Source organism: Microbacterium sp. NPDC055988 (assembly GCF_042269505.1).
Lineage (GTDB): Bacteria > Actinomycetota > Actinomycetes > Actinomycetales > Microbacteriaceae > Microbacterium.
Genome location: NZ_JBHJXY010000001.1, coordinates 2,789,044 through 2,810,242, shown reverse-complemented (window position 1 = coordinate 2,810,242; position 21,199 = coordinate 2,789,044). Strand labels below are relative to the sequence as shown.

21 protein-coding genes, 1 tRNA gene and 1 other RNA gene are annotated in these 21,199 nt (G+C 67.6%); 10 read left to right on the top strand and 13 right to left on the bottom strand.

Translation table 11 applies throughout. From position 1 onward, the window contains the following. Nucleotides 1-2 precede the first annotated feature (2 nt). The gene (locus tag ACFC14_RS13410; RefSeq protein ID WP_029263584.1) at nt 3-302 is read left to right on the top strand and encodes a hypothetical protein; all 300 of its coding nucleotides are present in this window, start codon (nt 3-5) and stop codon (nt 300-302) included. Nucleotides 303-326: 24 nt separating this feature from the next. Here the strand turns inward: ACFC14_RS13410 and ACFC14_RS13405 are convergent, their stop codons facing one another. Genes ACFC14_RS13405 through ACFC14_RS13395 form a run of 3 tightly spaced genes read right to left on the bottom strand, consistent with a single transcriptional unit; the run spans nt 327 to nt 2,947 of the window. Beyond that, a complete protein-coding gene (locus ACFC14_RS13405; RefSeq protein WP_376105315.1) occupies nt 327-1,511 on the bottom strand; it encodes an acetyl-CoA C-acetyltransferase in 1,185 nt (394 codons plus the stop codon). Next, a complete protein-coding gene (locus tag ACFC14_RS13400; RefSeq protein WP_376105313.1) occupies nt 1,504-2,172 on the bottom strand; it encodes a CoA transferase subunit B in 669 nt (222 codons plus the stop codon). Before ACFC14_RS13400 ends, ACFC14_RS13405 begins: the two co-directional genes overlap by 8 nt. 1 nt (nt 2,173) lies before the next feature. Beyond that, nucleotides 2,174-2,947 carry a CoA transferase subunit A gene (locus ACFC14_RS13395; protein ID WP_376105310.1) on the bottom strand — a complete coding sequence of 258 codons (774 nt, stop codon included), beginning with the start codon at nt 2,945-2,947 and terminating at the stop codon, nt 2,174-2,176. A 104-nt stretch (nt 2,948-3,051) separates the two neighbouring features. Here ACFC14_RS13395 and ACFC14_RS13390 point away from each other — a divergent pair, with 104 nt between their 5' ends. The 4 genes from ACFC14_RS13390 to ACFC14_RS13375 all read left to right on the top strand — a co-directional run bounded on the left by ACFC14_RS13390 (nt 3,052) and on the right by ACFC14_RS13375 (nt 6,095). Beyond that, nucleotides 3,052-3,840, top strand: a complete 789-nt coding sequence (locus ACFC14_RS13390; RefSeq protein ID WP_376105307.1) for an IclR family transcriptional regulator — start codon at nt 3,052-3,054, stop codon at nt 3,838-3,840. A gap of 37 nt (nt 3,841-3,877) precedes the next feature. After that, nucleotides 3,878-4,315, top strand: coding sequence for a MarR family winged helix-turn-helix transcriptional regulator (locus ACFC14_RS13385; RefSeq protein ID WP_376105304.1), 438 nt, complete (start codon nt 3,878-3,880; stop codon nt 4,313-4,315). Continuing rightward, a complete protein-coding gene (locus tag ACFC14_RS13380) occupies nt 4,312-5,541 on the top strand; it encodes an MFS transporter (RefSeq protein ID WP_376105301.1) in 1,230 nt (409 codons plus the stop codon). The genes ACFC14_RS13385 and ACFC14_RS13380 overlap by 4 nt, the downstream gene beginning before the upstream one ends. A gap of 71 nt (nt 5,542-5,612) precedes the next feature. Further along, complete coding sequence (locus ACFC14_RS13375) at nt 5,613-6,095, top strand: YbaK/EbsC family protein (RefSeq protein WP_376105298.1); 483 nt, start codon at nt 5,613-5,615, stop codon at nt 6,093-6,095. 111 nt (nt 6,096-6,206) lie between these two features. On the opposite strand, the gene ACFC14_RS13370 is transcribed toward ACFC14_RS13375, so the two are convergent. Next, entirely contained in the window at nt 6,207-7,760 is a 1,554-nt protein-coding gene (locus ACFC14_RS13370; RefSeq protein ID WP_376105295.1) for an Ig-like domain-containing protein, read from the bottom strand. 256 nt (nt 7,761-8,016) lie between these two features. Beyond that, nucleotides 8,017-8,089, bottom strand: a tRNA-Lys gene (locus ACFC14_RS13365). 154 nt (nt 8,090-8,243) lie between these two features. Here ACFC14_RS13365 and ACFC14_RS13360 point away from each other — a divergent pair. After that, nucleotides 8,244-9,041 carry an inositol monophosphatase family protein gene (locus tag ACFC14_RS13360; RefSeq protein WP_376105293.1) on the top strand — a complete coding sequence of 266 codons (798 nt, stop codon included), beginning with the start codon at nt 8,244-8,246 and terminating at the stop codon, nt 9,039-9,041. A 20-nt stretch (nt 9,042-9,061) separates the two neighbouring features. Then, nucleotides 9,062-9,634: a hypothetical protein gene (locus ACFC14_RS13355; protein ID WP_376105290.1), complete on the top strand. Its 573-nt coding sequence runs from the start codon at nt 9,062-9,064 to the stop codon at nt 9,632-9,634. A gap of 24 nt (nt 9,635-9,658) precedes the next feature. Here ACFC14_RS13355 and ACFC14_RS13350 read toward each other — a convergent pair whose 3' ends face one another. Next, the gene (locus tag ACFC14_RS13350; protein WP_376105287.1) at nt 9,659-12,520 is read right to left on the bottom strand and encodes an HAD-IC family P-type ATPase; all 2,862 of its coding nucleotides are present in this window, start codon (nt 12,518-12,520) and stop codon (nt 9,659-9,661) included. Nucleotides 12,521-12,656: 136 nt separating this feature from the next. Between ACFC14_RS13350 and ACFC14_RS13345 the strand changes: the two genes are divergently transcribed. Further along, nucleotides 12,657-13,256 carry a hypothetical protein gene (locus tag ACFC14_RS13345; protein WP_376105285.1) on the top strand — a complete coding sequence of 200 codons (600 nt, stop codon included), beginning with the start codon at nt 12,657-12,659 and terminating at the stop codon, nt 13,254-13,256. A 74-nt stretch (nt 13,257-13,330) separates the two neighbouring features. On the opposite strand, the gene ssrA is transcribed toward ACFC14_RS13345, so the two are convergent. Then, nucleotides 13,331-13,700: a transfer-messenger RNA gene (gene ssrA / locus ACFC14_RS13340) on the bottom strand. A 141-nt stretch (nt 13,701-13,841) separates the two neighbouring features. Here ssrA and ACFC14_RS13335 point away from each other — a divergent pair. Further along, nucleotides 13,842-14,507, top strand: a complete 666-nt coding sequence (locus ACFC14_RS13335; protein ID WP_376105282.1) for an SIMPL domain-containing protein — start codon at nt 13,842-13,844, stop codon at nt 14,505-14,507. A 6-nt stretch (nt 14,508-14,513) separates the two neighbouring features. Here the strand turns inward: ACFC14_RS13335 and hflX are convergent, their stop codons facing one another. Continuing rightward, nucleotides 14,514-15,839: a GTPase HflX gene (gene hflX / locus ACFC14_RS13330; RefSeq protein WP_376107201.1), complete on the bottom strand. Its 1,326-nt coding sequence runs from the start codon at nt 15,837-15,839 to the stop codon at nt 14,514-14,516. A gap of 255 nt (nt 15,840-16,094) precedes the next feature. On the opposite strand from hflX, the gene ACFC14_RS13325 reads away from it, so the two are divergent. After that, on the top strand, nt 16,095-16,742 hold the full coding sequence (locus ACFC14_RS13325) for a class I SAM-dependent methyltransferase (protein ID WP_376105280.1): 648 nt from the start codon (nt 16,095-16,097) through the stop codon (nt 16,740-16,742). Nucleotides 16,743-16,790: 48 nt separating this feature from the next. On the opposite strand, the gene dapF is transcribed toward ACFC14_RS13325, so the two are convergent. From dapF to miaB, 5 genes are read right to left on the bottom strand one after another with little or no spacing between them, the layout of a single operon-like run. After that, the gene (gene dapF, locus ACFC14_RS13320; RefSeq protein WP_376105276.1) at nt 16,791-17,663 is read right to left on the bottom strand and encodes a diaminopimelate epimerase; all 873 of its coding nucleotides are present in this window, start codon (nt 17,661-17,663) and stop codon (nt 16,791-16,793) included. Nucleotides 17,664-17,685: 22 nt separating this feature from the next. Beyond that, nucleotides 17,686-18,150 carry a GNAT family acetyltransferase gene (locus ACFC14_RS13315; RefSeq protein ID WP_376105273.1) on the bottom strand — a complete coding sequence of 155 codons (465 nt, stop codon included), beginning with the start codon at nt 18,148-18,150 and terminating at the stop codon, nt 17,686-17,688. Next, on the bottom strand, nt 18,147-18,686 hold the full coding sequence (locus ACFC14_RS13310; RefSeq protein WP_376105270.1) for a dihydrofolate reductase family protein: 540 nt from the start codon (nt 18,684-18,686) through the stop codon (nt 18,147-18,149). Before ACFC14_RS13310 ends, ACFC14_RS13315 begins: the two co-directional genes overlap by 4 nt. Nucleotides 18,687-18,728: 42 nt before the next feature. Further along, the gene (gene miaA / locus ACFC14_RS13305) at nt 18,729-19,655 is read right to left on the bottom strand and encodes a tRNA (adenosine(37)-N6)-dimethylallyltransferase MiaA (protein ID WP_376105267.1); all 927 of its coding nucleotides are present in this window, start codon (nt 19,653-19,655) and stop codon (nt 18,729-18,731) included. After that, nucleotides 19,652-21,199, bottom strand: coding sequence for a tRNA (N6-isopentenyl adenosine(37)-C2)-methylthiotransferase MiaB (gene miaB, locus ACFC14_RS13300; protein WP_376105264.1), 1,548 nt, complete (start codon nt 21,197-21,199; stop codon nt 19,652-19,654). Before miaB ends, miaA begins: the two co-directional genes overlap by 4 nt.

Below are 21,199 nucleotides of genomic sequence, written 5' to 3'. Positions count from 1 at the left end.
GCATGCGCTACCTCTTCAGCACCGGACTCGTCGCTGCGATCTCTGCAGGGGTCTCGCTGCTACGCGGCACCCGCGAGCAGCCGATCACCTGGCGCTCCCTGCTGTCCTGGCTGAGCTGGGGCATCACGATGGCGCTCGCGGTCGGCGCCGTGATCGACATGAACCGCGAACGACGCGGTGTGCTCGTCGATGCAGACTCACCGCAGTCGGTCAAGAAGGCGAAGAAGGCCCAGCGACTCCAGTTCCGTTCGCAGAAGGCCCTCGCCGACACGCAGGACCACGCCAAGGACGCACGGCACTGACACCGCGCGCCCCGAGCGCATCGTTCATCGCGTGAGGATCAGCGCCTCGCCCTGACCGCCGCCGCCGCACAGGCCGACGGCTGCGGTTCCGCCACCGCGACGCACGAGCTCGTGAACGGCGTGCACCACGAGTCGGTTGCCGGATGCACCGATGGGGTGTCCGATCGCGATCCCTCCGCCGTGGATGTTCACGATGCCCTCGTCCAGCCCGAGCTCGACCTGCGAGCGGGCCACCACCGCGCCGAACGCCTCGTTGATCTCCACGAGGTCGAGCTCCGAGGGGGCGATCCCCTGTTTCTCGCACGCGCGCTCGATCGCGCGTGCCGGCTGCGCCTGCAGGGAATTGTCCGGGCCGGCCGTCTGGCCGCTGGCGCCGACGGAGGCGAGCACCGACCAGCCCTTGGCCCCGGCCGTGCGCCGTGTGGTGACGACCACCGCAGATGCGCCGTCGGAGATCTGGGATGAGTTTCCCGCGGTGATCGATCCGCCCTCCGCGAAGGCCGCGCGCAGACCGCCGAGAGTCTCGACCGTCGTGTCGGGGCGCACCCCCTCGTCCTTCGTCACGCGTACCGGCTCGCCCCGGCGCTGGGGCACGTCGACGGTGACGATCTCGGCCTCGAACACACCTGCTTCCTGCGCGGCGGCCGCGCGTTGGTGCGACAGCGCGGCGACGCGGTCCTGCGCCCCCCGAGTGAGCTCGTAACGCGCGTTGTGGCGTTCCGTGGACGCTCCCATGCTCTCCCGGTCGTAGGCGTCGGTCAGACCGTCGTACGCCATGTGATCGAGCACTTCGACGCTGCCGTATGCCCAGCCGTCGCGGGATCCCATCAGCATGTGCGGGGCCCGCGTCATCGACTCCATCCCCGCGGCGACGACGACGTCCGCGTCGCCGGTGCGGATCATCCGGGCAGCGTCGATGATCGCGGTCAAGCCCGACAGACACACCTTGTTCACGGAGTGGGCCGGGACGTCCCAGCCGATGCCGGCCCCGATGGCCGCCTGTCGCGCGGCGTTCTGACCCGAGCCGGCGGCCAGCACTTGTCCGACGATCACCGCGTCGACGTCCCCCGGATCGACGGCGCCCTGCTCCAGCGCGCCTCTGATGGCGAAGGAACCGAGCTGAGGCGCAGTGAAGGCCGCCAGCTGGCCCTTCAGTCGCCCCTGCGGTGTGCGGGCGGCGGCGACGATGACGATGTCGTTGTCATTCATGGTGCGAGGTCCTTTCGTGGAGGAGATCCGGGTGGATGGTGAGCGGCGGCTCGGTCGCGGCGATGACCTCGTCCACGCTGACTCCCGGGGCCGTCTCGACGAGTGTCAGCCCCTCTGGCGTGACGTCGATCACGGCCAGGTCGGTGATGATCCGGTCGACCACCCCGCGACCGGTCAGAGGCAGCGAGCACTCGTCCACGATCTTGGCCGATCCGTCCCTGGCCACGTGCTCCATCAGGACGATCACGCGAGCGGCGCCGTGCACGAGGTCCATGGCGCCGCCGGGGCCCTTCACCATCTTGCCAGGGATCATCCAGTTCGCCAGGTCTCCGCGCACGGAGACCTGCATCGCGCCGAGGATCGCGGCATCGATCTTGCCGCCGCGTATCATCCCGAAACTGGTGGCGGAGTCGAAGAACGCCGCGCCGGGAAGGGTCGTGACCGTCTCCTTGCCCGCGTTGATCAGGTCGGGGTCCACGGCCTCTTCCCGCGGGTAGGGTCCGACGCCGAGGATGCCGTTCTCGGACTGGAGCACCACCGTGACGTCGCTCGGCACGTGGTTCGGAACGAGCGTCGGCAAGCCGATTCCCAGGTTGACGTAGGAGCCGTCCTGCAGTTCGACGGCCGCGCGCGCCGCCATCTGGTCTCGCGTGAGTGCCATCTCAGGCTCCTTCCACGGCGACGGTGCGTCGCTCGATGCGCTTGGGGATGTCGGTGCCCACCTCGACGATGCGGTGCACGAAGACACCGGGAAGATGGATGCTGTCCGGGTCGAGCTCCCCCGGCTCCACGAGCTGTTCGACCTGAGCGATGCAGATGCGTCCGGCCATCGCGGCGAGCGGGTTGAAGTTGCGTGCCGCCTTGTTGAAGACGAGGTTCCCGTGGCGATCGCCGCGGGCGGCGTGCACGAGCGAGAAGTCCGTGGTGATCGCCTCCTCGAGCACGAAGTCCGCAGGGTTGCCGTCGACATCGAAGGAACGGACGTCTTTCACCGGGGAGGCGACGGCGATCGTACCGTCCGCGTTGTAACGGCGGGGCAGCCCGCCTTCTGCCACCTGGGTGCCCACCCCCGTCTGCGTGTAGAAGGCCGCGATCCCGGATCCCCCTGCCCGGAGCTTCTCGGCCAGGGTCCCCTGGGGAGTGAGCTCGAGCTCGAGCTCGCCACTCAGGAACTGGCGCTCGAACTCCTTGTTCTCCCCCACGTACGACGATGTCATCTTGCGGATGCGTTGCGCGGCGAGAAGCACGCCGAGTCCCCAGTCGTCTACGCCGCAGTTGTTGCTCACGACGCTGAGGTCTTTCGTGCCCTGGGCCAGCAGGGCTTCGATGAGCGCGATCGGGTTGCCGGACAACCCGAATCCGCCGACCGCCAACGACGCTCCGTCCGGAATGTCGGACACGGCGCGCGCTGCCGAGTCCCATTGCTTGTCGATCACGTCTGCTCCTTCGAATCGTGCCTCACTCCAGCATCCGCTCTCCGCGCCCCGGCTTGGCGATCCGATCTTGCGATGTGGTCAGATCCGAAGGTAGCGTCCACGATATGGAATCCATGGCGCACTCCATCCCCGGCGCGCAGGCCGTCGCTCGCGCGGCTCGCCTGCTCCGGCTGGTGACCGCCGCCGGGGCCGAGGGCGCCAACCTGCACGATCTCGCGCGTGCCGCCGAGCTGTCGCGCTCGACCACGCATCGCCTGCTCAGCGCGCTCAAGCTCGAGGGGCTCGTCGACCGCGACGAGGACAGCACCCGCTGGATGCCCGGCCCCGAGCTGTTCCTGATGGGCTCGGTCGCCGCCGCGCGCTATGACGTCACCGCCCTCGCACGGGACATCGTCCGGTCGTTGGCGGTCAAGACCGAGGAGAGCGCGTTCTTCTCCGTGCGTCGGGGCGACGAGACGGTGTGCCTGCTTCGGGAGGAAGGCTCCTTCCCCATCCGCTCCTTCGTCCTGAGCGAGGGGGTGAGGTTCCCCCTCGGTGTCGCGAGCGCGGGACTCGCCATCCTGGCTTTCCTGCCTGACCATGATGTGGACACGTATCTGGAGCGGCATCCCGACCTCGAAAGCGCGTGGGGGCCCACGCACCGCCCGCGCGCACTGCGCACCCGACTGGCTGAGACCAAGGAGCGCGGGTACGCCGTCAATCCCGGCCTGATCGTCGAGGGCAGCTGGGGCATCGGCGCCGCGGTCTTCGATCGCTCCGGTCGCCCGGAGTGGGCGTTGAGTCTGACCGGCGTCGAGTTCCGCTTCGGTCCGGATCGCATGGCGGAGCTCGGTCGCACTCTGCTCGCGCACGCCCATCAACTCTCTGCACGGATAGCGAACGCGCGACGCTAGCCGACATATACATACCGTGCGGTATATACTTGTTGGTATGAATCGTTCGGACGTAATCGCGTCGCTGGTGCTTTCCGGCTACGCGCTGGGCCGCATCGCGGCGCAGGATGCCGGCAACGATGCACCCGCCGCGCAATGGCGGGTGCTGAGCCTCCTCGAACAGGAGGGCGCCCGGCGCGTGGGCGAACTGGCCGCCGCTGCGCGCACCACCCAACCCGGCATGACCCGTCTCCTCGGCATGCTGGAGAAGGACGGGCTCGTGCGGCGCTCCCCCGACCCGGACGACTCGCGAGCGACCGTCGTCGACATCACCCCGCAGGGGGCTGCCGCCGTCGCGGCCTGGCGCGCCGAGTTCCGCGAGACCCTCGCGCCCCGGTTCGCCGCGCTGAGCGACGACGACTGGTCCACGCTCACACGCGCGGCCGAGATCCTCGCTGCGCACACCACTACGGAACGAACAGGAGAATCTCGGTGAACACCACCGCCACCCCCTCGGTGTGGAAACAGCCGGCGCAGGTCTGGGCCGTCGCCTTCGCATGCGTCGTCGCCTTCATGGGAATCGGACTCGTCGATCCGATCCTCCCCGCGATCGCGGAGTCGCTTCAGGCGTCGCCGGTGGAGACCGAACTGCTCTTCACCAGCTACCTCCTGGTGACCGGCCTCGCGATGCTGGTGACCAGCTGGATCTCGAGCCGCATCGGCGCCAAGGCCACGTTGCTCATCGGCCTCGCACTCATCGTCGTATTCGCTCTCCTGTGCGCGCTCAGCGGCAGCGTCGATGCCGTCATCGGCTTCCGCGCAGGCTGGGGACTCGGCAACGCGCTGTTCATCTCGACCGCGCTCGCAACGATCGTCGGTGCCGCGTCCGGTGGGAGCAGCGCCGCGATCATCCTGTACGAAGCAGCGCTCGGCCTCGGCATCGCGGTGGGGCCACTGCTCGGCGGCCTCCTCGGCGAGCAGAGCTGGCGCGGCCCCTTCTTCGGCGTCGTCGTGCTGATGGCAATCGCGTTCGTCGCGGTGCTCGTGCTCCTGCGCGGGCCGGGCGAGAAGCGGGTCCCCGTGCCCTTCTCCGCCCCGTTCACGGCTCTTCGTCGCCCCGCCCTCGCGATCCTCGCGGTCGCCGCCCTGTTCTACAACATCGGGTTCTTCGTGCTGCTGGCCTTCTCGCCGTTCCCCCTGGGTTTCGGCGCCATGGGCATCGGATTCACGTTCTTCGGCTGGGGCGTCGCTCTCGCGGTCACGAGTGTCTGGGTGGCGCCGGTGCTGATGCGGCGCATGCCGCGCACGCGGATCATCCTCGTGGTGCTGCCGCTGCTCGCGCTCGATCTCGTCGCCGCCGGGCTCGTGGTCGAGAGCGCAGCCGCCCTCGTGGTCTGCATCGTCATCGGCGGGCTGTTGCTCGGGGTGATGAACACCGTGCTCACCGAGGCCGTCATGGAGGCGACGGATCTCCCCCGGTCCGTGGCATCGTCCGCGTACTCCGCGGTGCGATTCCTCGGCGGTGCGATGGCTCCTCCGATCGCGGCGCTGCTCTGGCACGCGTTCAACGCGACCGTTCCGTACCTGTTCGCGGCGGCATCGGTTCTCCTCGCGGCGCTGACGGTGTTCCTCGGGCGTCGTGTGCTCGCACACATCGACGACGAGCCCGAGGACACCACGACCGAGGATGCCGCAGCGATCCTCGTGGGTGACGCCGCCTGAGCCACCCCTTCCGTGCCGGATCGGTCATCGACGCCCGATCCGGCACCACCACGCTCGGATATCGTGGGGCGATGAGTGAAGAGACTCCCCTTCCCGAACGCAGCCGAGCCGTGCAACGGCACCTCGAGGCCGCGGGCGTCGATACCTCCATCCGGGTCCTGCCGGACTCGGCTCGTACCGCGGCGGAGGCGGCAGCAGCGATCGGATGCGACATCGCCGCGATCGCGAACAGCCTGGTGTTCATCGCCGACGGCGAGCCCGTCCTCGTCATGACCAGCGGCGGCCGCCGCGCGGAGCTCGCCGTGCTCACGGCGAGCATCGGCGCACGGGACGTGGCGATGGCACCGGCTTCCGTCGTCCGCGCGGCCACCGGCCAGGCCATCGGCGGCGTCGCACCGGTCGGGCACCCGACACCGCTGCGCACCTTCCTCGACGACGCACTCCAGGACCATGACGAGCTGTGGGCCGCAGCCGGCCACCCGCACACCGTCATGCCGCTCACGTTCGACCAGCTGCGCCTCATCACCGGAGGCACGGTCATCGCCGTGGCGTGAGGGTTTCCCCGGATCCCGAGCGCGTTCTGCGTGTGCGCGAAACCTCCGCGCACACGGCGGGGCCGACACCGCGAAGCGAGTGCTCTGACGGCGTCGACCCCGATGCGTGGATCAGCCCTGCGTCGCGCGGCGCCGAGCGCGCACGGCAGCCAGCGTGGTGAGTGCGACACCGAGAACGAGCGCCCCACCGGCACTCCAGAGCAAGACTGCGGGCACATCGCCACCGGTCGTGGCGAGCGAGTCGCCGGTCAGCGGCAGCTCCGTCGGCGGCGTCACGTCCGTCGGCGGTGTCACCGGAGTCTCCGGTGTGGGAGGCACGGTCGGCGGGACCACCGGCGGCTTCTCGGTCGCGGTGTTGGTGAGGGTGATCGCGAGCGTCGAGCCCTCGCCGACGGTGACCTGTGCACCGCCATCCGCAGTCACACGTACTCCGTTGCCCGAGAACGCCGGCGTGCCCCACTCGATGCCGTCGATGGCCGGCGGGGTCAGCTCTTCGAGCGTGACGATGGTGCCGGCGGGGAGGCGCACAGGATCGGTCGCCGCTCCTGTGGTCACGGCGACGGTGTTCTCCACCGCCGGGTCACCGTAGCTGTAGCGGACCGTATACTCGGCGCCAGCAGGCACGTCCATCGCTCCCGAGCCGGCGACGGCCTTGGTCAGGGTGAATGCGCCGGTCGCGGTTCCGTCTCCGTCGCCGCCCCCGGTGACCTGCCAGACCTCTCGGTCCTGCAGGATGATTCCGTTGACGTTGGCGACGTTGCTGAACGAGGTGCCGTCGGCCTGCGAGCTCGGTACCGTGAGGTAACTGACGGAATATGTCCGCGCCGTGTCGATCGCGCCGGGGATCTCCAGGTGGAACGCGGTGCCCGCCTCGTTCCAGGAGCCGGTCCAGTTCGTGATCGTCCGGTAGTCACCGTTGTCGGCGTCCGTGCTCCAGACCACGAGCTTGCCGTCTTCGTTGTGGTGTTCGGCGAACTCGCCCCCCGGTGCGGTCACCACGTCGTCGATGATGATCGACTCTGCTCCCGGGAACTTCGCTCCCGGGAGATCGAGCTGCCACGCGATGTTGCCGTCGTCCGTCTGCCAGGAGACTTTCCGAGGGTCCGTCGGCGGCGACGCCGGGGGCACGATCCCACCGCCGGGAGTCTCGACACGGGTGATCTGGCCGTCGACGACGAACTCCAGCGTCGTCTGCGTGGTCTGCTCGTCCGCGCTGGCGAGGAACCACAGCGAACCGTTGACGTCGGTGCGCCCGTTCACGTAGTCCGTGAGCGTGCACGTCACCACGGGTGCCGCGTCGGCGCTGACGGCGCATTCCGCGATCGTCCTGCTCGGGTCATCGGTCGCCGGGACCGAGAAGTTCAGGCCTGAGCGTGCGAATTGGCTCGGGAGCGTGAACCCGAACGTTTCGCCGCCGAGCGAACCGTCCGGCACCGACCAGTCGGCGTCGACGCGGACCTGGTCGTACTGCGCCAACGTTTCATCGCCGTCCACAGTGGTGACCGTGATCGATGCCGGATCTATCGCTGCAGGATGGTCGTATTCGGCAGCGACAGCCGTTCCCGCTCCCCCGAGCGCCATCGAACCGATGAGTGCTGCCGCAGCGGCAGTGACGAATGTGATGGATGTGCGGCGCGCGCGGGCGCGTCGGTCTCTTCTGTACACGGTGTTCCCCAGTTTCTTGTCGAAGCCCCACCGCCTCGGATGCGCTGCTTCACAGCGGCGTATTCGATGACGGCGACGCGGTTGTCCCCGTGTGAGAGACGGCCCCGGAGAGGACCCATTACGCGATATAACAGCATTCTCTGCGAGTCCCCGGAATCGCGGTGTCGGGAGCGGCGCCGGAACGGCCGAACGCACCCACATCCAACAGAAAGCAGAAAAGCCTCAGAAACTGGCGAGAGTTTCTGAGGCTGATCCGTGCACCCCCTCGGACTTGAACCGAGAACCCACTGATTAAGAGTCAGTTGCTCTGCCGATTGAGCTAGAGGTGCGTGGCCCGGGATAACCCCGACCGAGGAATTACATTACCAGCCGACCGGCCCCATGCGAAATCGAGCCGGGCCCGGGCGTGCCGGTCCCCGTCGCACTCGGAAACATGGCCGTTCGGCCCTCAGCGCCCGTTGTTCCGCCGACTATCCTGGGAGCGTGACCGCCTCCCCTCACGCCGATGACCTGCGCAGCGATCTCCTCCTCGCTCTCCGCCTCGCCGACGCCGCCGACGCCCAGTCGCTCCCGCGGTTCGACGCCGCCGACCTCGAGGTCTCGACCAAGGCCGACAAGTCGCACGTGACCGATGCCGACCTCGCCACGGAGCGCGCGATCCGCGCCATCCTCGAGACCGAACGACCCGACGACGGAATCTTCGGAGAGGAGTTCGGCGCGCAAGGCGGGACGCACCGGCAGTGGATCATCGACCCCATCGACGGCACGGCCAATTTCCTCCGAGGCGTTCCGCTGTGGGGCACGATGATCGCTCTCGCGATCGATGGTGTCCCCCAGCTCGGTGTCGTCAGCATGCCGGCACTCGGCAGACGCTGGTGGGCAGCCGACGGCCAAGGCTCCTGGACCGCCGCCGACGGCGAGCCCCGCCGACTCCAGGTCTCCGCCGTGTCATCTCTCGACGATGCCAGCGTGAGCTTCCAGAGCATCGCGCAGTGGTCCGACGCGGGACGACTCGACACTCTCCTCCGGGTCGCGGCGCGCGTCTGGCGCGACCGCGCATATGGCGATGTGTACTCCTACATGCTTCTCGCCGAGGGGCGCATCGATATGGTCGCCGAGTTCGACGTCAAGGAGTACGACATCGCCGCAGCGGTGCCGATCGTCCGGGAGGCCGGAGGACGCATGACAGCGATCGACGGCGCCGAGACGATAGCGGCGCGCTCGACACTCGCCACCAACGGCACCCTCCACGAAGAGTTCCTGACCCTCTTGCACGACTGACCCGAATCACGAGACGCAACATGACCCCCCGCAACATGTCCGCCGCTGCCGGCGTCCTGTTGCTGCTGGTGGCGCTGACGGCGTGCGGAGCACCTGCGGAGCCGCCGGCCACACCCACACCCACGGCAGAGGCCGTCGCCCCTAGCCCCGTTGCGACGCCCGAGCCCGCGAGCTCGAGCGCGCCGGAGCGTCCCGCGGAGCTCACGTGCGAGTCCATGATCTCGGAGGGAACGGTCTCCGCGTTCACCGATATGGGATGGACGGCACAGCCGAAGGAGTTCGTCGTCGGGGGCGAGAAGTTGACCGACGGGCTGCTGTGCTTCTGGGCCGACTACAGCGTCGCGTCCGACCACGGCCAGCTCTATGGTTGGGCGGCCCTGAGCACGGAGGATGCCGCACAGGCTCAGGCCGGTCTCCTCGGCGAGGGCTGGAAACGGGAAGACGGCTCCGACGGCGTCTACTTCACGGAGGATCCGCGATACGCGATGGGACTCGATGAAGACGGCTACGGGATGACCTATCTGTTCGGGGACGGATGGGTGCGGTTCGCGGACACGCGTCAGGGCTTGATCCTCATCGAGTGGACCGGCTGAGCTCCACTCGAGCTCGCGAGGTCGCTACGGCGCTGCCCTCCCCATCGAGCTCTCGAGGACGGGCCGGAACCCCCGGGCGACCGGTGGCGTCCACAGCAGGACGACGATGAGGGCAGCGACCACGGCGGTGACGGCTGCTCCCCAGTCCCACCGATCTCCGAAGACGAGGACGAGGACACTGAGCGCGATCACGACCCCGAGGAAGATGGTCAGCAGCAGCCGCGAGAGCCCACTCCCCCGGCGGACGCCGGCGGCGACCGCGAACACCAGCAGGCCGAACAGCGCGATGGCCGCGCCCGCGAGCGAGAACCCGGAGGCGCTCACGTCCGGATCGTAGCGTCCGAGGAAGACCACGATCCCGAAGCCCGTCGCGAGGATCCCGAACACGTAGGAGAGCACCGCGACCGTCGTCGTGATCACCGTCGCCAGACGACGATCGGCACCGACGCCCGGCTCGGCCGCCGGTGCAGGCACCGTTGCCGGCTCCTCTCTCAGGACGATCCGGCGATGCACGATGCGCACCAGTTCGATCGCGGCGATCATCACGATCGTGATCCCGGTGAGCGCGATCGCGACGTCTTCCCCCGGATCGACGAGGACGAAGAACTGTCGCGCGAGGGGTAGCGAGAACACGGCGATGAGCAGAACGAACATCGCACCCACGACGAGCACCTTGAAGCGGTTGAGGGGGCGGGCGAGCACAGCCAGCACCCAGATGCCCACGACGGCGAGGATGACGGTCGCTCCGGTACGCAGCTGATCCTCGTCTGCCTCGAGCCCGCGCGCGACGAAGGTGAACCACGTGAGGCCGAGCGCCACGACGATCCCCGAGGGGATGGCGAAGCTCAACGATCGCCGGAGGAACCCGGGCACATAGCGCGCCGCGTTGGGCATGAGCGCGAGGAAGAACGCCGGGATGCCGATCGTGAGGCCGTCTGTGATGGAAAGCTGACGCGGGAGGAACGGGAACTCGAGCACGAACACCCCGAAGATGATCGCGAGCAGCGTGGCGTACACGGTCTTGTTCAGGAAGAGCATCGAGACGCGTTCGATGTTCGCGATGACCTGGCGCCCTTCCGCGACGACATCGGGCAGGTGCGAGAACTGCCCGTCGAGCAGCACCAGCCGCGCCACGGCCTTCGTGGCGGGCGACCCCGAGTTCATCGCGATGCCGATGTCGGCGGCTTTGATCGCGAGAGCATCGTTGACACCGTCTCCGGTCATCGCCACGGTGTGCCCGCGGCTCTGCAAGGCCGAGACCATGCGCTTCTTCTGCTCGGGCGAGACGCGTCCGAACACCATGTGCGCGTCGAGCACGTCTGCGAGTTCGACATCGTCGTCGGGAAGGCGACGTGCATCGAACCCCTCGTCGACGTCCAATCCCACCTCGCGCGCGATCGCCGCCACAGTGCGCGGGTTGTCGCCCGAGATGATCCGGATGTCCACGTCCTGCCGCGCGAAGTACTCGAGCGTCTGTGCGGCGTCGGGGCGGACCTGCTCGCGGAAGGTCAGGACGATGGAAGCGGCCACGCCGTCCGGAAGCCGCTCGGAATCGACATCCGCCTCGGACAGCGCCGTTTCCGCGTGACCGAGGACCAGCGTGCGACGTCCGGTCTCTGCGAGGGCGATGACAGTGCGCCCGAGCTCGGTCGCGTCCGATGTCGCGGCATCGCCGAACACCATCTCCGGTGCCCCCATCACCCAGGTCCCTGCAACCTCCTCGAAGGAGACCGCGCTCCACTTGCGCGCGGAGGAGAACGGGATGTACTCCGCGACCGTGAGCGGAGACCCGGCCGGATAGGCCGTTCGCATCGATCGCGCGGTGGCATTCGCGTCCGGAGACGCCGCATACCAGCTCAGCGCCGTCGCTGCAGCCTCCGCACGCTCCGACGTGACGCCGGTGAGTCGGTGAGCTTCGTCGAACCCGATCTCCCCGACAGTCAGGGTTCCCGTCTTGTCGAGGCAGACGACGTCGACCCGCGCGAGCCCCTCGACCGCGGGCAGTTCATTCACGAGAACCTGCCTCCGCGCCAGTTTCGATGCGCCGACGGCGAATGCGATGCTCGTCATGAGCACCAGCCCGAGCGGGATCATGGCTGTCAATGCGGCGATGGTGTTCACGACGGCCTGCACCCAGGCACCGCTGGAGAAGACGGTGGCGTACCCGCCGGTGACGATGATCTGCGCGTTCAGGACGAGCAGCCCCACCGGCCCGATCACCCAGCTCACCCACTTCAGGACCCGGTTGACCGACGAACGGAGCTCGCTGGAGACGAGCGAGAAGCGCTTCGCTTCGCCCGCGAAGTGGTTGGCATAAGAGTCGGCGCCCACGCGGGTCGCCTGCGCTGTTCCCTCACCCGCGACGACCACCGCGCCCGAAAGCGCCTCATCGCCCGGCTGCTTCTCCACCGGGTCGGACTCGCCGGTCAGCATCGACTCATCGATCTGCAGCCCACGCGCCGTCAGGATCCGAGCGTCGGCGGGTACCTGCTCGCCGGCGCGGAAGACGAGCACGTCGTCGAGCACCACCTCGGTGGGGGCGATCTCCTCCTCCGCACCGTCCCTGAGCACCAGCGCACGCGGCGCGTTCATCAGCGCGAGGCGATCGAGGGCCGACTTCGCTCGGAACTCCTGAACACAGCCGATGATCGCGTTGGCGAAGGCAGCGAGCCCGAAGAGCGCATCTTGCCAACGCCCGACCAGGAAGAGGACGAAGAAGCACGCGAAGACGATGCCGTTGAAGAGCGTGAACACGTTCGCGCGCACGATGCTCCACGCGCTTCGGCTCGTGTCCGCCACGAAGGCGTTCGTCCTCCCGGACGCGACGCGCTCGGCGACCTCGGCTCGGGTGAGACCGGTCGAGTCGGTTTCGGGGGTCGATTCCACAGACCTCAATATAGGTCCCCCGTCGAAACCAGCGGAGATCCCTCGCGCTTCCCCATCCGCTCGTCTCTGCTACTCTCTTGCACGCACCGAGGCCCTCTGCTGTCGGACCGCTTCATCTCTCCCCGAAGGATGCTCCGTGCTCGACGAACCTCCTCTCGCGGCCCGTCCCGCAATCTCTCGCCGCACCGTCATCGGTGCCGCAGTGTGGTCGGTCCCCGTTGTCGCCCTCATCGTCGCCACGCCGGCCCACGCGGCGAGCGGAGGAGTGATCGACGCCAGTGGAGTGGCTCTCGCCTTCACGGGACCGCAGTGGAGTTCCACGTTCACGCTGAGCGGTCAGCTCGCCCTTTCGCCCGAAACCGCCACACCGACGCAGGTCACGGCGACCATCACCTGGCAGGGCACCGGTGCGAACGAAGGCGCACAGGGACTTTACCTCTACGACGGCGGGTCTCCCGCCCAGGACGGCGGCATCAGCGGGTGGACCACCCTGCAGGGCGCTGCCGACGACCAGCTGTACAGCGCCTTCGTCTTCGGCACCACCGTCGCGGCGGGCACCGCGACGGTGCCGACTGTTTCGACCTACCTCGGCGACCCGAGTGAGGGGTTCATGTTCGGCGCGGAAACCCAGAACGGTGGGTCCGCCTTCTGGGACGGCATCATCACGATCCGCTTCTCCGCGCCGGGCTATGCGGACGCCGTTCTCACGGTGCCCTACACGCAGACGGTGGAGTGACCCCCCCTTCCGCACACGAAGAAGCCCCGTGCCTCCTGGAAGGAGAGCACGGGGCTTCTTCAGTGACAACGGCTTGGTGGAGCTGGGGGGAATCGAACCCCCGTCCAACGCTGAGTCTCCACGCCTTCTCCGGGCGCAGTCTGTGAAGACGTTCTACTCGGCTCCGACCTTTGTCACAGACACCTAAGTCGACGAGCCCAGCCTGGGAAGAGTCCCACGTGATGTCCAGACGCCATCACGCAGCAAGATTCCTAAATGACGCCAGGATCCGTATCGGAATCACATACGGCCTGACGGACTATCGGGCTCGCTTATGCAGCGAGGGCGAAGTCGTTGCGCTTGGTTTCGGCAACTATTTTTTTGCAGAGAGCGTTAACGAGATAACTCTGCATCCTCGGCCCGCTTCTCGTGGATTCACAGGCGCTGTCGAAACCGATCAGCCCCGTGGTCCTTCTCTCGAAGGAGCCGCTGTCACACTGTGGAATTACCATCTCGAGCGACGAACACCCGAGCATCACAGACTACAACGTTCCCCAGCTCTCCGCCATTCCGTGGAGGTCGGAACTGCTGGCGTAGAGTCGGCCCATGAGCGAAGTCACCGTCACCGTCCGCGGCGAGCACGAGGCGCGTATCGCCCCCGAGCGCGCCACCATCCGTGTGAGCGTGCGGGCGGAGGGTTCCGAGCGAACGACCGTCGTCGAACACGTCATGCGGCTGGCCGAGCCCGTGCGCGGCAGCATCACCGAACGGGCAGACACGGGCAGCGTCGTCGACTGGACCAGCAAGCGACTCTCCGTGCGAGCCGAGCGCCCGTGGAACAACGACGGCAAGCGCCTCGCACCCGTCTATTACGCGAGCATAGACTTCACCGCGACGTTCGCCGAGGCATCCGAGCTCTCGATCTGGGTGTCCGACATCTCTCCGTGGGACGGCGTCGAAGTGGGGTGGGTGGATTGGCACCTCACCCCCGTGACGCGAACTCAGGTCGAGCGGGAGGTGGCCGCCGAGGCCGTCAGCGCCGCCGTGACTCGCGCCAAAGCTTATGCGGGGGCTCTCGGCCTCGACGAGGTCACGCCGCTCGAGATCGCCGATGTCGGCCTCATCTCCAGCGGGCAGCCGATGCCGGGTGCACCCATGATGAAGGCCCGCGGAGGGGTCGGCTTCGCCGCCGACGCAGCCCCTGCCATGGAATACGAGCCGGAGGAGATCGTCATCTCCGCAACGGTCGAGGCGCGCTTCCTCGCCCGCTGAGGCGGGTCAGCTGCTTACTGTGAAGGGGGCGAGTTCTGCCGCGAGGCGTTCGGATACCCGTGCGTGCACGGCCGTGCCGGCCTCCCGATGCTCCACCTCGAGGAGCATCCCCGTCTCATGGATGGCCGCCACGAGGTCGCCGCGATCGTAGGGGATCACCGCGTGAACCTCGATCGCCGGCTTCGGGAGGGCTTCTTCGATGACGGCCCGCAGTTCTGCGATGCCCTCACCGGACCGTGACGACACGAAGTGCGCATGCGGTTGCAGACCGCGGAGCACCAGTCGCTCGTCGTCGTCGATCAGGTCAGCCTTGTTGAAGACGACGATCTCGGGGAGGTCCCGCACGCCGACATCGCCCAGCACGTCGCGCACGGTCTGCAACTGACCAGCCGGATCGGGGTGCGACGCATCAACGACATGCAGCACGACGTCAGCTTCTCCGACCTCCTCCAGCGTCGACCGGAAGGCCTCGACGAGCTGATGCGGGAGGTTGCGGACGAAACCGACGGTGTCGGTCAGCGTGTAGACACGGCCGTCTTCGGTCTCCGAACGGCGCACGGTCGCATCCAGCGTCGCGAACAGCGCGTTCTCGACCAGGACGCCGGCGCTGGTGAGCGCGTTGAGCAGACTCGACTTGCCCGCGTTGGTGTAGCCCGCGATCGCCACCGAAGGGATGGTGTTGCGCTTGCGCTCAGCACGCTTCGCCTCCCGAGCCGGCCCGAAGTCACGGATCTGCCGACGCAGGAGAGCCATCTTGGTGCGGATCCGCCGCCGGTCGAGCTCGATCTTGGTCTCACCGGGGCCGCGGGATCCCATGCCCGCACCGCCGGCACCGACCTGGCCACCGGCCTGGCGGCTCATGGAGTCACCCCAGCCGCGAAGACGAGGGAGCAGATACTCGAGCTGAGCGAGTTCGACCTGGGCCTTGCCCTCGCGGCTCTTCGCATGCTGGCTGAAGATGTCGAGGATCACGGTCGTGCGGTCGATGACCTTCACTTTGACGACATCCTCGAGTGCGCGTCGTTGGCTCGGTGCGAGTTCTGTGTCGGCGATGACGGTGTCGGCCCCGACCGCGGCGACGATGTCCTTGAGCTCCTGGGCCTTGCCGCGCCCGAGATACGTGGCCGCATCGGGGTGCGGGCGGCGCTGCAGGACACCGTCGAGGACGACAGCGCCCGCGGTCTCCGCCAACGCGGCGAGCTCGCGCAGAGAATTCTCGGCATCCTCCTGAGCCCCCTGCGGGTACACACCGACGAGCACGACGTTCTCCAGGCGAAGCTGGCGGTACTCGACCTCCGTGACGTCCTCGAGCTCGGTCGAGAGTCCGCCCACGCGACGGAGCGCGTGACGGTCTTCGAGGTCCCATTGCGCCCCGTCCGTGCTGGCGTGCGCAGCGGTCGACTCGTCCTGCAGCGCCTGTGCAGCTCCGAACACGTGGAGGTCCGAGCGCTTCTCTGCGTTCGCGAGCACGCGATCGACGGTGTTGTCGCCGTTGGAGGGTGTCGTGGTATCCGTCATCCGTTCCTTGTCTCTGGGGTTTTGTAGCGAGCCTTAACCTTAGCCCGCGCTGTCCGGTACGCTCACCGTATGGGGTCTGACCACTACTTCACTGCGGCCCCGGCAAGCCCCGAGAATCTGCGCAGGATCCGTGTATCGCTCGCAGGCCGAGAGCTGGAAGTCACCACCGCCGGTGGCGTCTTCAGCCCGGATCGGCTGGATGCCGGCACTGCAGTGCTTCTCGCCAACATGCCCCCGGTTCCCCCGGGAGGCAACCTTCTGGACCTCGGCAGCGGTTGGGGCCCCGTCAGCATCTCGATGGCCTTCGCCGCACCGCATGCGACGATCTGGGCCGTCGATGTGAACGAGCGGGCCCTCGATCTGGTTCGGCGCAACGCCGCCTCTCTCGGGCTCTCCAATGTCAACGCCTCTCTGCCCGACGATGTTCCCGAGCACATCTCGTTCCGCACGATCCGCTCGAATCCGCCCATCCGCGTCGGTAAGAACGAGCTGCACGGCCTGCTTGAACGGTGGATACCGAGGCTCGACGAGCGCAGCGATGCCTGGCTCGTGGTCCAGCGCAATCTCGGTGCCGATTCGCTGCAGCGCTGGATCGGCTCGACCTTCCACCCGGGTTACAGCGTCTTCCGCACTGCCACCGGCAAGGGCTACCGCATCCTCAAGGTACGCAAGCATGGGACACCGCCGACTGAGCCGATCGCGCTATCCGGGCTCTGACCCCTTCGGCGGCGGGTCGCTACCTCAGGCGGCTGCGGTGCGCGCCTCTCAGAGCAGGTCGATCTCTCCGCTGTAGACGAGTTGCGCCGGACCCGACAGGGCGACGTGCTCTCCGTCTTCTGCCGGGAACATGCGCACTCCGAGAGTTCCGCCTGGCACCTCGACCTGCCAGTTGTTCGGCGCATTCTCCCCCGCCCAGTACCGCACGGCGAGTGCGGTAGCGGCGACGCCGGTGCCGCAGCTGAGGGTCTCGCCGACGCCGCGCTCGAACACACGCATGCGGACGTGCCCGACTCCGTCGCGCACCAACGGCTCGCCCGGAACGACGAACTCGACGTTGGCGCCAGCCGGCAGAACGGGGTCGAGGTCCGGCGTGCGATGCAACTCGAGCGACGCGAGTTCGTGTTCGGACGCGATCGCCACGATCACGTGAGGGTTGCCGACGTTGATTCCGAGACCGGGACGGGTGACCGGCAATCCGTCGACGCGCACCAGCGGATCGTCTCCGGAGAGCTTCCACAGGCCGAGGTCGACCTGATATCCCGCGGCGCCACGGGTCACGTCGCGCACACCGGCTCGAGTACCAATCGGCAACGTCGATCCCGGTTCGATGGTCGCGAGGCCCGCACGCACGAGGTAGTGCGCGAACACCCGGATGCCGTTGCCGCACATCTCTGCGATCGACCCGTCGGCGTTGCGATAGTCCATGAACCACTCGGCTGCGGGCTCCTCCGCAAGCGCGGCCGCGCCGTCGGGGATGGCCGCAGACCGGACGACCCGAAGGATGCCATCGGCGCCGATTCCGAAGTGGCGATCGCACAGCACGGCGACCTGCTCGACCGTCAGATCGAGCGCCCCGTCGGGGTCGGCGATGATAATGAAGTCGTTGCCCGTGCCGTGACCCTTGGTGAATGCGACCATCCCCCCAGTCTAGAGAGCGCGACTACTGGTCGGAGACGAGGCGCTTGCCCGTGTTCAATACAGTGAAGCGCTCGTAGCCGAGCGAGTCGTAGAAGCCGAGAACACCCTCATTTCCTTCCCTGACCATGAGCTGCACCTTCGGGCATCCCATCGCCTCAAGCACACGCTCGGCCTCCCCCACGAGTGCCCGCGCGATTCCGAGGCCACGGTGCGAACTTGCCGTGGCGAGATAGTACAGCCACCCGCGATGACCGTCGTATCCGGCCATCACCGATCCGACCACTTCAGCGTCCTGCGTCGTGGCGACGAGGAAGCCGTCCGGCTGCACAGCGAGCTTGCGTTCGATGTCGAGGTGCGGATCGTTCCACGGCCGCGTGAGTCCTGCTTCTTCCCAGAGCACGACGACAGCCTCCGTGTCAGCCTTCTCGAAAGCACGAACCGTCCACTCGGCGGCCGCCTCTTCCCGCGGCTCGGCCGACTCGCTCACGCCGTAGCTCCCGTCGAGACGACGGCGTAGCGTCCACAGAGGAATTTCCGGTTGCGTGCGACCTCCAGGAGCTCCAGATCGAGCCTGCGCGGGAGCAGCGGCGCGCCGGACCCCAACGTCACGGGCGCATACTGCACCCAGATCTCATCCAGCAGTCCCGCGTCGGCGAACTGCCCAGCGAGGTCTCCCCCACCGACGATCCAGATGTCCTTGCCGTTGGCAGCCTCGAGCATCTCGGCGTGCACCCTCTGCACGACGTCGTGAGTCAGGCGCACGTCGGCGTCCTCAGGGCGTGCGAGCTCCCGGTGCGTGAACACCCAGGTGGGCTGGGTATAGACCCACCGCCCGTTTTCATGACGCATGACCCATTCGTACGTGGACGACCCCATCGCCAGCGCGCCGATGTTCTTCTCGAACGCGTTGTAGCCCATCGGGCCATCGGGATCGACGTCTTGCGTCAGCAGCCAGTCGAGCGAGTGCTCGTCCGTCGCGATGAAGCCGTCGAGGCTGGAGGCGGTGAAGAAGTGGGTGGTCATGGACCTAGCCTCGCAGCCCTCACCGACATCGCAGAAGTTCGGTCAGTCCGAGACGGCTCCGGTGCGGAGCAGCGCCTCCGCATCGGCGGGTGCGGACCGCCACTCCAGCTCCGGATACCGCTTGAACCATGACACCTGCCGGCGCGCGTAACGGCGGGTGAGTGCCTGTGTCTGTGCGATGGCGTCTGCTTCGGTGAGGGCCCCGTCGAGCTGCCCCAGCGCCTGGGCGTAGCCGATGGCCCGCGGAGCCGTGATACCGCGTTCGAGGCCTCGCGCGCGCAGATCGGCGACCTCCGCGACGAGACCTGCCTCCCACATCCGCTCTACACGGGCATCGAGGCGCGCCACCAGGTCGGACCGTTCGACGTGCAGGCCGACCACGCGTGTCTGAGGATGCCACAGGACGGGGCGTTCGGGGAGCGCGGCGCCGTGCGTGCTGCTTCCCTGCTCGAGAACCTCGAGGGCTCGGATGACGCGCCGGCTGTTGCGCGGGTCGACCTTCGCCGCAGCCGCGGGATCTTGCGCCCGGAGACGTTCGAGCAGGCCCTCGAGACCCTCGGATTCCAACTCGCGCTCGAGACGATCCCGGATCGCGGCGTCGCGCGGCGGGAAGTGGAACTCGTACACGACGCTCGACACGTACAGACCGGAGCCTCCGACGAGGATCGCGTCTCCACCTCGCCGATGGATCGCGCAGATCGCCTCTCGAGCCACCGGCTGATACCAGGCGACTGCGGCCTCCTCGTCGACCTCGCGCACGTCGAAGAGGTGGTGCGGGATTCCGCGTCGCTCGGTCAGGGGCAGCTTCGCGGTGCCGATGTCCATCCCGCGGTACAGCTGCATCGCGTCGGCGTTCACCACCTCGGCCGGATTGCCGCGAGCACGGAGCGCTTCCGCCAGGTCGAGCGCGAGGTCGCTCTTCCCTGTCCCGGTTGCTCCGACGATCGCCCAGAGGCGCGGTTCGCTCACACCCCGACGCGAAGAGTGGGAAGGCCGAGCGACACGGCACGAGGGGCGCCATCCGACGCCGGCGCCGGAATCGCACACGATTCCGCCTGCGAGCGATCCCACGCGTCGCCCCCGCGCGTCCGACGGATCCGCAACGGTGCTCCGGTCGGGTCATCCGCGAGCAGGTGGAAGGGGGCCGCACGCGTGACGGTCACGGTCACGATGTCGCCGGGGCGCGGTAGGTCTGAGCCGGCCGTGACCTCGAAGTGGACCAGGCGGTTGTCTTCGGCGCGGCCGGTGAGGCGGTGCGTCTCGGCGTCCTTCTTACCTTCGCCGGTCGAGACGAGCACCTCGACCTGGCGTCCGACCTGCTTCTGGTTCTCTTCCAGGGAGATTCGCTCCTGGAGTGCGATCAGGCGGTTGTATCGTTCCTGGACGACCTCCTTGGGCACTTGGTCCTCCATCGTCGCGGCGGGAGTGCCCTCTCGGATCGAGTACTGGAAGGTGAACGCCGACGCGAAGCGGGACTGTTCGACGACACGCATCGTGTCTTCGAAGTCCTCATCCGTCTCGCCCGGGAAGCCGACGATGATGTCGGTCGTGATCGAGGCGTTCGGGATACGCGCGCGGACACGATCGAGAATCCCGAGGAAGCGCTCGCTGCGGTATGACCGCCGCATCGCTTTGAGGATTCGATCGCTGCCGGACTGCAGCGGCATGTGCAGCTGCGGCATCACACTCGGAGTCTCGGCCATGGCATCGATCACGTCGTCGGTGAACGCAGCGGGGTGCGGGCTCGTGAAGCGGATGCGCTCGAGCCCATCGATCTCGCCGGCCGCGCGTAGCAGCTTTCCGAACGCCTGCCGGTCGCCGAATTCCACACCATAGGAATTCACGTTCTGCCCGAGAAGCGTGACCTCGATGGCGCCGTCTTCGACCAGAAGCCGGATCTCGTTCAGGATGTCACCGGGACGCCGATCCTTCTCCTTGCCACGCAGGCTCGGGACGATGCAGAAGGTGCACGTGTTGTTGCAGCCGACCGAAATCGACACCCATCCGCTATGCGCCGAATCGCGCTTCGTCGGAAGCGTCGACGGGAAGACCTCGAGCGACTCGAGGATCTCCAGCTCTGCATCTCCGTTGTGACGCGCGCGCTCCAGCAGCCCGGGCAGCGACCCCATGTTGTGCGTGCCGAACACGACGTCAACCCAGGGCGCCTTGTCGAGGACCGCTTGCTTGTCCATCTGGGCAAGGCAGCCGCCGACCGCGATCTGCATTCCCTCCTTGCGGCGCTTCACAGAGGCGAGATGTCCGAGCGTGCCGTAGAGCTTTCCTGCGGCATTGTCACGGACTGCGCATGTGTTGATGATCACCACGTCGGCCTCGGCACCGTCGAGCGCGCGGACATAGCCTGCGCTTTCCAGCGACCCGGAGAGCCGTTCGGAGTCATGCACGTTCATCTGGCACCCGAAAGTGCGCACCTCATACGATCGCTGGCGTCCGTCTTCGTCGACGGCTGCCGACGAGGCGCTGATGATCGTCGGTTCACTGCGCGGAATAGTCAT